The sequence below is a fragment of the Streptomyces sp. NPDC050161 genome (assembly GCF_044460025.1).
In the GTDB taxonomy this organism is placed as follows: Bacteria; Actinomycetota; Actinomycetes; order Streptomycetales; family Streptomycetaceae; genus Streptomyces.
The window spans coordinates 551028-563395 of record NZ_JBITJM010000004.1; the positions used below are offsets into that span (position 1 = coordinate 551028).

Annotated in this window: 9 protein-coding genes and 1 pseudogene; 4 read left to right on the forward strand and 6 right to left on the reverse strand. The window is 70.9% G+C overall.

Going from position 1 to position 12368, the window contains the following annotated elements:
- The first annotated feature begins 177 nt into the window (after positions 1-177).
- Positions 178-1629, forward strand: coding sequence for an argininosuccinate synthase (gene argG / locus ACIBK8_RS09945; RefSeq protein ID WP_399041205.1), 1452 nt, complete (start codon positions 178-180; stop codon positions 1627-1629).
- Between the two features lie 155 nt (positions 1630-1784).
- Here argG and ACIBK8_RS09950 read toward each other — a convergent pair whose 3' ends face one another.
- The 3 genes from ACIBK8_RS09950 to ACIBK8_RS09960 form a co-directional block, all read right to left on the reverse strand.
- Complete coding sequence (locus ACIBK8_RS09950; protein WP_399041206.1) at positions 1785-3194, reverse strand: cytochrome P450; 1410 nt, start codon at positions 3192-3194, stop codon at positions 1785-1787.
- Positions 3195-3462: 268 nt separating this feature from the next.
- A complete protein-coding gene (locus ACIBK8_RS09955) occupies positions 3463-4809 on the reverse strand; it encodes a cytochrome P450 (RefSeq protein WP_399041207.1) in 1347 nt (448 codons plus the stop codon).
- Between the two features lie 174 nt (positions 4810-4983).
- Positions 4984-5670 carry a TetR/AcrR family transcriptional regulator gene (locus ACIBK8_RS09960; RefSeq protein ID WP_399041208.1) on the reverse strand — a complete coding sequence of 229 codons (687 nt, stop codon included), beginning with the start codon at positions 5668-5670 and terminating at the stop codon, positions 4984-4986.
- Positions 5671-5791: 121 nt separating this feature from the next.
- Here ACIBK8_RS09960 and ACIBK8_RS09965 point away from each other — a divergent pair, with 121 nt between their 5' ends.
- Together ACIBK8_RS09965 and ACIBK8_RS09970 are read left to right on the forward strand one after the other, a co-directional pair.
- Positions 5792-6598, forward strand: coding sequence for a class II aldolase/adducin family protein (locus tag ACIBK8_RS09965; RefSeq protein WP_399041209.1), 807 nt, complete (start codon positions 5792-5794; stop codon positions 6596-6598).
- Positions 6599-6671: 73 nt separating this feature from the next.
- Positions 6672-7982 (forward strand): MFS transporter, encoded by a 1311-nt coding sequence (locus ACIBK8_RS09970; protein ID WP_399041210.1) that lies wholly within the window; start codon positions 6672-6674, stop codon positions 7980-7982.
- Here the strand turns inward: ACIBK8_RS09970 and ACIBK8_RS09975 are convergent.
- The 3 genes and pseudogenes from ACIBK8_RS09975 to ACIBK8_RS09985 all read right to left on the reverse strand — a co-directional run bounded on the left by ACIBK8_RS09975 (position 7945) and on the right by ACIBK8_RS09985 (position 11778).
- Positions 7945-10362 carry an ATP-binding cassette domain-containing protein gene (locus ACIBK8_RS09975; RefSeq protein ID WP_399041211.1) on the reverse strand — a complete coding sequence of 806 codons (2418 nt, stop codon included), beginning with the start codon at positions 10360-10362 and terminating at the stop codon, positions 7945-7947. The two genes, ACIBK8_RS09970 and ACIBK8_RS09975, sit on opposite strands and share 38 nt — an antisense overlap.
- Positions 10363-10543: 181 nt before the next feature.
- Positions 10544-10666 (reverse strand): annotated as a pseudogene (locus tag ACIBK8_RS09980) (VOC family protein); the annotation flags it as partial.
- Complete coding sequence (locus tag ACIBK8_RS09985; RefSeq protein ID WP_399041212.1) at positions 10657-11778, reverse strand: helix-turn-helix transcriptional regulator; 1122 nt, start codon at positions 11776-11778, stop codon at positions 10657-10659. The gene ACIBK8_RS09985 and the pseudogene ACIBK8_RS09980, both read right to left, overlap by 10 nt.
- 101 nt (positions 11779-11879) lie before the next feature.
- Between ACIBK8_RS09985 and ACIBK8_RS09990 the strand changes: the two genes are divergently transcribed.
- The coding region (locus tag ACIBK8_RS09990; protein ID WP_399041231.1) for a DUF664 domain-containing protein at positions 11880-12368 on the forward strand (489 nt) is incomplete at its 3' end.

Genomic DNA, 12368 nt, shown 5'->3' on the forward strand with positions numbered 1-12368 from the left:
GCGGTGATGTGGCCGGACGTGCCGACGGGGCGCCGGGGATCTCCAGAGCGCGCGGACGCGGGGGAGGGGTGCTTCGTCCCGGGAAGCGAGGGCCGCTTCGCCTCGGGAGGCACGAGACGTGAAACCTGAAGATCCTCCGCAGTTGCATGAACATGCATTCTCGCGCATACTCTTCCTATGTCTAAGGTTCTTACCTCCCTCCCCGTCGGCGAGCGCGTCGGCATTGCCTTCTCCGGTGGCCTCGACACCTCCGTCGCGGTCGCGTGGATGCGCGACAAGGGTGCCGTCCCGTGCACCTACACCGCCGACATCGGCCAGTACGACGAGCCCGACATCGCGTCGGTGCCCGGCCGTGCGACGGCCTACGGCGCCGAGATCGCGCGGCTGGTCGACTGCCGCGCCGCGCTGGTCGAGGAGGGCCTTGCCGCGCTCACGTGCGGCGCGTTCCACATCCGCTCGGGCGGGCGCTCCTACTTCAACACGACGCCGCTCGGCCGTGCCGTCACCGGCACCCTGCTGGTCCGGGCGATGCTTGAGGACGACGTACAGATCTGGGGCGACGGCTCGACGTTCAAGGGCAACGACATCGAGCGGTTCTACCGCTACGGTCTGCTCGCCAACCCGCACCTGCGCATCTACAAGCCGTGGCTCGACGCGGACTTCGTCTCCGAGCTGGGTGGCCGCAAGGAGATGTCGGAGTGGCTGCTCGCCCACGACCTCCCTTACCGCGACAGCACCGAGAAGGCGTACTCCACCGACGCCAACATCTGGGGTGCCACCCACGAGGCCAAGACCCTGGAGCACCTCGACACCGGCGTCGAGACCGTCGAGCCGATCATGGGCGTGCGGTTCTGGGACTCCGACGTCGAGATCGCCGCGGAGGACGTGACGGTCGGCTTCGACCAGGGCCGCCCGGTGACGATCAACGGCAAGGAGTTCGCCTCCCCGGTCGACCTGGTGATGGAGGCCAACGCCATCGGCGGCCGGCACGGCATGGGGATGTCCGACCAGATCGAGAACCGGGTGATCGAGGCCAAGAGCCGCGGCATCTACGAGGCGCCCGGCATGGCGCTGCTGCACGCCGTGTACGAGCGTCTGGTCAACGCGATCCACAACGAGGACACCGTCGCCCAGTACCACAACGAGGGCCGGCGGCTCGGTCGCCTCATGTACGAGGGCCGCTGGCTCGACCCGCAGGCGCTGATGATCCGCGAGTCCCTTCAGCGCTGGGTCAGCACGGCGGTCACCGGCGAGGTGACGCTGCGGCTGCGGCGCGGCGAGGACTACTCGATCATGAACACCACGGGGCCGATGTTCAGCTACCACCCGGACAAGCTGTCCATGGAGCGCACCGAGGACTCCGCGTTCGGCCCGGTGGACCGGATCGGTCAGCTCACCATGCGCAACCTCGACATCGCCGACTCCCGCGCCCGGCTGGAGCAGTACGCCGGTCTCGGCATCGTCGGCAACACCCACGAGACGCTCATCGGTGCCGCCCAGGCCGCATCGACCGGGCTGATCGGCGCGATGCCGCAGGGCGGCGCCGAGGTCATCGCCTCCCGCGGCAGCGCCCAGGGCGACGACGACCAGATGCTCGACCGCGCCGCGATGGAGTTCGGCACCGACTGACGCGGTGGTGCGGCGCTGACGATGCCCCGGGGGAGGGGTGGTCGTCAGCGCCGCTTTTTTGCTTCCCGACGCCCGAGCACGGCCCCGGCGCCGCAGGACGTGCGCGGTGGCACGGTGCCGTGCCGTACCGGCCGCCTGCGGCGCGGGAGTTCAGCTCAGCGGCGCAGCAGGGAGCGCTTCCGGGTGCGGCTGTCGGGCTGCCGGTCGGCGGTGGTCTCCGGCGCCTGACTGTCCGTCGGCGCGGCGGTGGCCGGTCGGCCGGTGCCCTTCCGTGCGGCCTGCTGGACCGCGGAGAACCGTACGGGCAGTTCCTCCAGGCGCTGGGAGACCCATGCGGACTGCCAGCGCAACTCGCCCTGGGTGACGGTGAGTTCCAGCTCCTCCAGGCGCGTCAGCAGGGTCTCGATGCCGATCTCCGCGATGGCCATGCCGATGTCGCGTCCTGGGCACTCGTGAGGTCCGGCGCCGAACGCCAGGTGTGCCTCGCTGTGCGGGACGGGCGTACCGGGCTCGCGGGCGGTGGGGTCCGCGTTGGCGGCTTCGATCCCGAGGACGATCATCTCGCCGGACGGGATCCGCTGCTCGCCCACGACCATGTCGCCGGCCGCCCAGCGGGTCGGCAGCAGGCCGATCGGCGGGTCGTCCCACAGCACCCGGTTCAGCGCTTCGGGCAGCGTCATCTGACCGCTGGTCAGGTTCCGGCTGAACTGACGCTGGGTCAGTATCTGCACCACGGTGTTGGCGATGAGCGCCACCGTCGGCGTGTAGCCGGCGACGAAGACCAGTCGCAGGTGCTCCACCACCTCGTCGTCGGTGAGCTGCGACTCGTGGGCGAGCAGCCGGCTGACGAAGTCGCGGCCACCGAACGTGGTCGACACCGTCTGCCCCGACTTCCTGCGCCGCAGCAGCTCCTGCATGGTGCGGGTCACGAACGCGTTTCCTTCGGCGGCCCGTTCGCTGCCGCTGGTCAGGTCGCGCACCGCGTCCACGAGGGCCGGGCTCTCCTCCTCGGGCAGGCCGTACATCCAGGCCAGCACCAGGGCCGGGAGCTGCGCGGCGTACTCCGTCACCAGGTCGGCGGTGCGCCGGGAGGCGAAGTCGTCGATGAGGCGGTCGGCGTACCGGGTGATGTAGCGGCGCAGGCTGTGGCGGTTGAAGTCCAGGCCGTCGATGACGGCGCTGCGCAGGCGCGCGAGCGGCTCGCCGTCCACGAAGGGGGCCAGCGGCTTGTACTCGGTCATCGGCCGCAGGGGCGAGTCCTCCGGGACCAGGCCCTGTTGGTAGACGCGGCCGTGTCGAGAGTCACAGACCGCCCGCGAGCTGCTCACGCTCACGTCCCGCACCGCGTTGTAGCCCAGGACCAGCCAGGCAGGGATGTCGCCCGGTACCAGTACCGGCGCCACCTCGCCGTATTCCGCCCGCAGTCGTTCCAGCAAGGGGCCCAGGGGCTCGGCTTCGGGGCCGTAGATCCGTTGGCGGCCGTCGGCTGTGCCATGGGCGTGGGCGGGGCAGCCGGGAGGCGGCAGCGGGCCGGACGGGGAGGGGGAGTTGGGGTGATCGTTCATAAGGCGGCCTCCGGGCGGTCGATTGTTCTTGCTGCGTCAGCCACCGCGGCCTCGGGCTCCGGCATGGTCTGAGCCGTCGCCCATGGAGTGGACCCGGGGCTGGGACGCGTCACGCCCTGCACAGGGCACAGGGCGTGACGATCAGCAGTGATCAGCAGCCTACCCCTCAACTCCGCGCCCGCTCGGCGGAGTCAGGAGGGGCAGGGCTGCCGTCCGGGGCGTCCCGCACGCGCGGCGTCGGCGCGTGGTGCCGGTACGCCGGGTGTGGTCAGCGGCGGTGGACCGTCATGGGGATGCGGTCGGGCCTGGCGACGGCCGAAATCACCTGCTGGGGCGTGTGACCTTCGGCTGGTGTCAGCTGCCAGACCCGCAGGATCTCGGCCGCAGCGATCGTCGCCTCGGCGAGGGCGAACTGGTCGCCGATGCACTTGCGGTTGCCGCCGCCGAACGGCGTGAATTTGCGCGCGTCCACCTCCGGGTCGAGCCAGCGGTCCGGGTTGAACCGGTGGGCGTCCGGGCCGAAAAGGCTCGGGTCGCGGTGGATGGCGTACAGGCTGAAGGCGACCTCGGTGCCCGGGGGGAGCGTGGTGTCGCCCAGGGCGACGGGATCGGTGTTGCGGCGCATGAGGAGGGTGACGCCGTGCAGGCGGATCACCTCGTCCAGGACCCGCCGCAGGACGGTCAGCCGGGGCACGTCCGCGATCGTCACCGGCCGGTCGTCGCCGACGACCTCCCGCACCTGGGCCACCACCTGCTCGCCGAACACGGGGTGCTGGGCCAGGTAGTGCCATGCCCAGGCGAGCGTGGAGGCGGTGGTCTCCGCCCCGGCGAACAGCAGGGTGGCCACCTCGTCGCGGACCTGCACGTCGTCCAGGTCCTCCTCGCGCAGCAGTTGGGCGAGGAGATCGTCGTGGTCGTCCATGTGGCCGGTGGCGCGTGCGGTGGTGATGACCTCGTCGATGACGCCGCTCAGGTGCTGGGAGGCGCGGTCGAAGATCCGGTTGTAGCGGACCGGCAGCCGGTCCAGCATCTTCGGGGACGCCGCGCGCTTGAGGAGCATGTCCAGCAGGACCGGCAGTTCCGTGCGGATCGTCTCCACCGCGGGACGCCCGATCTCGGAGCCGAACAAGCTCATGGCGATGCTGTCGATCGCGTAGGAAGCCGCCGCCTCGTAGATGTCCACCTGCTGTCCCGGCTGCCAGGAATCCGACAGGGCACGCGCGTTGCGGCTCATGATCTCGGAGTAGCCCGCGATGCGCTCCTTGCTGAACATGGGCTGGATCAGCCTGCGGTTCCTGCGGTGCAGCTCGCCGTCAGCGGTGGAAAGCCCCTCGCCGGCCAAGCCCTTCAACCGCTGGAAGAATCTGCCCTTTTCGAACTTCCGGCCTTCCCGGACCAGTACCTCGTGCAGCCGCTCGTGCGTGGTCACCACGTAGACGGGCATCCAGCCCAGCCGGATACGGACCAGGCCACGGTCATCGGCGTGGTCACGCAGGGACAGGAGGAAAGCGAACGGGTCGCGGTAGAGGGCCAGTGCATGACCGAGGAGCGGCATCGCGCCGGGCGCCTGAGGTATCGGGGGCGAACCGGCTGACTGGGCGGCGACGACGGACACAGGAATTCCTTTGCTGTAGTGCGGTGCGCCGCACCACGTGGTGGGCGGACAAGATCAAGCCTGCCCACCACGCACCGAAAAGACGCGAACGGAAGCGCCGTTGTCCTTCCTGCCGTCGGCAAGACCCTGGCGCCCGACGGCACAGGGCACTCTCGCACACCTCCAAGCGGCACATCACCGCAGGTGGGGGCCGCCTTTTGGGCTTTCGTCGCGAGCGGACCCGGTGCCCGGATCAGGTCGCGTGACGGTGCGTACCGCCGGTTCGGAGACGACGTCGATCAGCAACGGCAGGTAGGTGACGGCCAGTTCGCCGGGCGCCAGGTGGTCCGGCTCGACGAGGCTCTGGGCCAGGGCGCCCTCGTGGACCGCTGCCGTGAGGCGGGCCAGCGAGTTCAGATCGACGGTCGGCCGTCGGCCGATGCGGTCGAAGAGGCGGCCGAGCAGCCGGATGATCTCCTCGCGCAGCAGGCGGTCGTGGTCGGCCAGGGTGCGCGCCGTGGCGGGGTGCCGGATGGCGTGCAGGGTGAACTCCGTGGACAGCAGGTACCAGCGGCGCTCGGTCTCGTCGAGTGCGCTCATCCGCGTGAGCACCGCGCGTACCGGGTCGTCCGCTTCCTCCAGTTCGTCGACCGCGTGCGCCAGCCGGTCGACGACGCGCTGCGCGTGCAGGTCGAACAGGGCGAAGAACAGCTCTTCCTTGGTGCGGAAGTTGGAGTAGAAGGCTCCGCGGGTGAATCCGGCCCGCTCGCAGATCTCCTCGATCGAGGTCCCGTGGAAGCCGCGCTCGGCGAACGTCTCCAGTGCGGCGTCGAGCAGTCGCGCGGTGGTCTGCGGGCGGCGCTTGGTGGGCCCCTTCGGCAACTTGGACCTCCCCGGGCATTGACACGTCAACGTGGCGCCGCTCACGATACAGCACCGTATCCGATACAGATCCGTATCCCATACGGCTGCGTATGCCAGGCGCTCGTTGAGGAGACCACCGATGGACACGTTCTCTGCCGCACCGCACACCGGGGTCGGACCGGTACCGCCCGGATTCCGCGCGATGCTCCCGCCCACCTTCGACTCCGTGGCGGAGGAGCGGCTGCACCGCAAGCAGGAACTCGCCGCCGCGTTCCGGATGTTCGGCAAGTTCGGCTTCTCCGAGGGCGTGGCCGGGCACATCACCGCGCGGGATCCGGAGAACCCGGAGTGGTTCTGGGTCAACCCCTTCGGGATGAGCTTCCGCCAGATCAAGGTCTCCGACCTCGTCCTGGTCGACCACGACGGCAATGTCGTCGAGGGGCGCTTCCCCGTGAACCGTGCGGCCTTCTGCATCCACTCCGAGGTGCACAAGGCGCGCCCGGACGCGGTGGCCGCTGCCCATGCCCACTCACTGCACGGCAAGGCGTTCGCCACGCTGCGCCGCCGGCTGGACCCGCTCACGCAGGACGCCTGCGCCTTCTTCGAGGACCACGGGCTCTACGAGGACTTCCGCGGCGTGGTGAACGACGTCGAGGAAGGCAGGCGGATCGGCGAGGCGCTCGGCCCGCACAAGGCCGTCGTGCTCGCCAACCACGGCCTGCTGACGGTCGGTCGGAGCGTCGCCGAGGCGGCCTGGTGGTTCATCACGATGGAGCGCTCCTGCCAGGCGCAGCTGCTCGCCATGGCGGCCGGCGACCCCCAGCCCATCGACCGGGAGACCGCTCTTCAGGTGCGCGAGCAGATCGGCAGCCCGCTGTCCGGATGGTTCCAACTGCGGCCCCTGTGGGACCAGATCACCGCGGAACAGCCGGATCTCTTCACGTGACCCCTGTCACGGCCACCCAGAGAGGACCACCGTGCCCTTCCTCCGCGCTCCCTCAACCGCCCGGAAACCGAGGATGAGTCCGCCGGTCAGAACCACCGTGGCGCTGCTCTTCGCGGCCTGGCTGATCGACTACGCCGACCGGTTCGCCCTCTCATCCGTCCTCCCGACGATCGGTGACGAGTTCGGCCTCGACCTCGGCCAACAGGGCCTGATCGTCTCCGTGTTCTTCCTCGCCTACGCCCTGTGCCAGATACCCGGCGGCATGCTGGCCGACAGATTCGGCGCCCGGCGGGTCACCTGCTGGGCCCTGCTGGCTTGGTCGCTCTTCACGGCGGCCACGGGTCTGGCCTGGTCCTTCGCCGCGCTCCTCGTGGTGCGTTTCGCCTTCGGTGCGGCCGAGGGCATCTTCCCGGCCGCGGCCACGAAAGCGCTGGTGGAACGGACGTCACGCGCGCAACGCATGGGCGCACAGGGGCTGATCATGAGCTCCAACGCCCTCGCCGCCGTCATCGCACCGCTCACCGTCCCCCTGCTCGCGGCCACCATCGGCTGGCGCTCGACGTTCTACTCGGCCGCGGCGGCCGGCGTCTTCGTCTACGTCGCGGTGCGGATGTGGCTGCCCGCCCCGCAGGACCGTACCGAGGACGGGGACGTGCCCGCGGGCCCCGTGCGGACCCTGGACATCCTGCGCAGGGGAGTCCTCTGGCGCTTCGCCGCGATGCTGTTCGGGTACGCCGCCGTCACCTGGGGGCTGAGCACCTGGATCCCGTCGTACCTGTTCGCCGAACGCGGGGTGTCCCTGACCTCCGCGGGCGCCCTGATGGCGGTGCCCTCGCTCGGCGCGGCCGTCGCCACCTTCCTGGGCGGGCGCCTGGCGGACCGTTACGAGGGCCACCACCGCAAGGTGATCGTGCCCGCCATGGCGGTCGCCGCGCCGGCGCTGTGCCTGATGGCCCTGTCGCCCAGCCTGACCGGCTCCCTCATCTGCGGCACGGTCGCCGTCTTCGCCGCGTCCCTCTGCTACATGCCGATCTTCGCTGTACCGCTGCGCAGCCTCCCGCCGGAGCAGGTCGGCGTCGGCAGTTCCCTCGTCGTCTTCGGCGGCCAGGCGGCGGGGATGGCCGCGCCGCCCCTGCTGGGGACGATCGCCGACGCCGCCTCCTTCGGAGTCGCCTTCGGCGTCCTGGCACTCGGCCCGGTACTCACCATCGTGATGGCCCTCACCACTCCGCAGGACACCGAGTCCTTCCTCGCGGCCACCGAGAAGGGCAAGCCCCGGGCCGATGCCCCCGCCCCCACGGAAAGGGAACCCTCGCGCTCCCCGGCCCGAAAGCACCACCGACCCATCAGGCGCCGACGTACGCCGCCAGATGCTCGCCGGTGAGGGTGGAGCGGGCGGCGACGAGTTCGGCGGGGGTGCCCTCGAAGACGATGCGACCGCCGTCGTGGCCTGCGCCGGGGCCGAGGTCGATGATCCAGTCGGCGTGCGCCATCACCGCCTGATGGTGCTCGACGACGATGACCGACTTGCCGGAGTCCACGAGCCGGTCGAGCAGACCGAGCAGCTGCTCGACGTCGGCGAGGTGAAGGCCGCAGGTCGGCTCGTCGAGGACGTAGACGCCGCCCTCGTCGGCCATGTGGGTCGCCAGCTTGAGCCGCTGCCGCTCGCCGCCCGACAGCGTGGTGAGCGGCTGGCCGAGGGTGAGGTAGCCGAGTCCGACGTCGGCGAGCCGGCCGAGTATGCGGTGCGCGGCCGGTGTGCGTGCCTCGCCCGCGCCGAAGAACTCCCCGGCCTCGGCCACCGACATCGCGAGCACCTCACTGATGTCGCGCCCACCGAGGTGATGGTCGAGCACCGACGCCTCGAACCGCTTGCCCTCGCAGTCCTCGCAGGTGCTGGCGACGCCCGCCATCATCGCCAGGTCGGTGAAGATGACACCGGCGCCGTTGCAACTGGGGCAGGCGCCTTCGGAGTTGGCGCTGAACAGCGCCGGCTTCACGCCGTTGGCCTTCGCGAACGCCTTGCGGATCGGATCGAGCAGCCCGGTGTACGTCGCCGGGTTGCTCCGCCGCGAGCCGCGGATGGGCGCCTGGTCGACCGACACCAGACCGTCCGAAGCGGGCACGGAGCCGTGGATCAGCGAGCTCTTGCCCGACCCGGCGACGCCGGTGACGACACACAGCACCCCGAGCGGGACGTCGACGTCCACGTCCCGCAGGTTGTGGGCGTTCGCGCCGCGGATCTCCAGCGTGCCGGTGGACTTGCGCACCGTCTCCTTGACGACGGCACGGTCGTCGAAATGACGGCCGGTGAGGGTGCCGCCGGCCCGCAGTCCTTCGACGGTGCCCTCGAAGCAGATGGTGCCGCCCGCCGTACCGGCGCCGGGACCGAGGTCGACGACGTGGTCGGCGATCGTGATCGTCTCCGGCTTGTGCTCCACGACGAGCACCGTGTTGCCCTTGTCCCGCAGCCGCAGCAGCAGGCCGTTCATCCGCTGGATGTCATGCGGGTGCAGCCCCGTGGTGGGCTCGTCGAAGACGTACGTGACGTCGGTGAGCGAGGAACCGAGGTGCCGGATCATCTTGACGCGCTGCGCCTCGCCGCCCGACAGCGTGCCCGACGGCCGGTCGAGCGCGAGGTAGCCGAGGCCGATCTCGACGAACGAGTCGAGGGTCTGCCGGAGCGCGGTGAGCAGCGGCGCCACCATGGCGTACTCCGCGCCCGAAGAGCCGGATGAGCCCTCGCCGAGGCCGCGGACCCACTCGGCCAGGTCGTTGATCTGCATCGCGCAGGCATCGGCGATGGTGATCCCGGCGACCCGCGACGACCTGGCCGCCTCGCTGAGCCGGGTTCCCTCGCACTCGGGGCAGGCGGTGAAGGTGACCGCCCGGTCCACGAACGCCCGGATGTGCGGCTGCATCGCCTCCTTGTCCTTGGCGAGCATCGACTTCTGGACCCGGGGGATCAGCCCCTCGTAGGTCATGTTGATGCCCTCGATCTTCATCCTGGTCGGCTCGCGGTGGAGGAAGTCGTGCAGCTCCTGCTTCGTGTACTTGCGGATCGGCTTGTCCGGGTCGAAGAAGCCCGACGCGCTGTAGAGCCGGTGGTTCCAGCCGCCCGCCTTGTAGCCGGGGACGGTGATCGCGCCATCGGCGAGCGACCTGTCCCCGTCGAAGAGCTGGGTGAGGTCGATGTCGTTGACCGTGCCCCGGCCTTCGCAGCGCGGACACATGCCGCCGGTGCGGTGGAAGGTCACCTTCTCGGTCTTCTTGGCGCCGCGTTCGACGGTGATCGCGCCGCTCGCCCGGACCGAGGGGACATTGAAGGAGAACGCGTTGGGCGAGCCGATGTGCGGCTGCCCGAGCCGGCTGAAGAGGATCCGCAGCATCGCGTTCGCGTCGGTCGCGGTGCCGACCGTGGAGCGGGGGTCGGCACCCATCCGCTGCTGGTCGACGATGATCGCGGTGGTCAGCCCTTCCAGCACGTCGACCTCGGGCCGCGCCAGCGTCGGCATGAAGCCCTGGAGGAAGGCGCTGTACGTCTCGTTGATCAGCCGCTGCGACTCCGCGGCGATCGTGTCGAACACCAGCGAGCTCTTGCCCGAGCCGGAGACGCCGGTGATCACCGTCAGCCGACGCTTGGGGATCTCGATGCTGACGTCCTTGAGGTTGTTCACCCGCGCACCGTGCACGCGGATCACGTCATGGCTGTCGGCACCGCGCGGCGCAGACGACTGCGCTTCCGTCCTCTTGGCCGTGCTCATCGTGTCTTCGTCTCCTCTTCGCGGGCCGCGTGCGCGGTCCCCGTCGGCGTCGACCGGCTGGATCCGGCCGGCCTCGAACGGTCAGGCCGGCCTCCATTGTCGGCGCACCCGCGGCAACGCTCCGCCGCCCCCCCCGGCCACCCCGTGCCGAGCCCGGACGCGGCGCGGGGAGACGCGGCACTCACGGGTCCTGGAGCAGTCCGATGACGTTGCCGTCGGGGTCGGTGACGGTGGCCACCAGGCGACCGCCGCCCACGTCGTGCGCGGGCTCCTGCACGGTGGCGCCCGCGGCGGTCACCTCGGCCGGTATGGACGGATGCCTCTCACGCTACGGGCGAGCCGCGCGCTCCGCTTCTCCGTCCCCGACCGGTGGCGCGGGCCCGGTGGAACGCCGGGACACAGCGGCCTACGCGGTGTCGGGGGCGGCGCGCTCGTCGAAGCGTCGGCGAAGCGGCGGGCCAGGTGGGCGAAGGCGTCCTTGAGCGCGGCGGGGGCGACGACCTCGATGTCGGTGTCGAACCTGCCGAGGGTGGCGGCGAGGGCGGGCCAGGACCACGAGCCGAGGGTGAGCCGGCAGCGGTCGGGGCCGAGTTCCTCGACGAGCCCGTCGTAGGCGTAGGGGAACACGTCGGCGGCGGGCAGGTGGAGGATCACCTCGCCGCGGCAGGGCCAGCCGCCGGTGCCGTCGGAACCCCGGAACGTGCTGGTGATGTAGGCGGCCACGCTGCCCCCCGGCAGTTCGCGTGGGGTGAAGCGGGGCCCGGTGGGGATGCGCGGGGTGATCCGGTCGGCGCGGAAGGTGCGCCAGTCGTCGCGGTCGAGATCCCAGGCGACGAGGTACCAGCGTCCGTCCCGGGTGATGAGGTGGTGGGGTTGCACCCGGCGCGGCGGGGGATCGGTGCGGTCGTCGTCGGGTCCTGGCGGGGACGCGGGGGCGTAGTCGAAGCGCAGCACTTCGCCGGCGTGGACGGCGGCGCTGAGCGCCATGAGCACGCCGCTGTCGGCCTGTTGGGACGGCTGGGGCGCGGACCGCTCGACGGCGGTGATCCGGACGCTGTCGACGCGGTGGCGCAGCCGGGCCGGCATGACCTGCCGGACGGTGTGCAGCGCGCGTGCCGCGGCGTCCTCGATGCCGGCGCCCGTGGTGGTGGCCATCCGCAGCGCGATGGCCAGGGCGACGGCCTGCTCGTCGTCGAAGAGCAGCGGGGGCAGCTCCGCGCCGGCGTCGAGCCGGTACCCGCCGTCGGGGCCCTTGGTGGCGACGACGGGATAGCCCAGCTCACGCAGCCGGTCGACGTCGCGGCGCACGGTGCGCGGGCTGATGTCCAGCCGCTCGGCCAGGAGCGCCCCGGGCCAGTCACGGCGTGCCTGGAGCAGCGAGAGCAGGGACAGCAGTCGCGCTGAAGTCTTCGGCATGCGTCCCATGGTGCCCGGAGAAGCGGACACATCCTGGCCGCTTCCCCTGTGACTGTTGCTCCGTGCCGTACGACAAGAACCACCGGAAGGGCCCGAGCACCGTGACCACCACGACCACGACCTCCTCAACCACCGACGCCGAGCGGACCGACCTGCTCGCCGCTCTCGCCAGCGCGCGATCGGCCCTGACCGACACGGTGCGCGGGATCGGCGACGAGCAGGCGGGCGAGTGCCCGACGGCCAGCGCGCTGTGCCTGGGCGGACTGATCAAGCACGTCGCGTCCATCGAGGAAGGGTGGCTGCGCTTCGTGACCGACGGCCCGTCGGCGCTGCGCTACGACCTGCCCGACGGCGTCACCTGGGCCGACCCCGCAGCCGGTACCGCACGCGAAGTCCCGCAGTGGGCGATCGACCACCGACCTGACCCTAGGCCCTGTCGTCACACTCCCGTCTGCCCTGCGACGCCTGGCACGCACGCTCGCCGCGTTGTCGGGATCTTCCCGGTACGCCCAGTACCGGGAAGACCCTCCGCCTTGCGAGCGCACGCACCAGACGCCGCGGGGCCTGCCCTCCGGGCAGACGACGGGAGT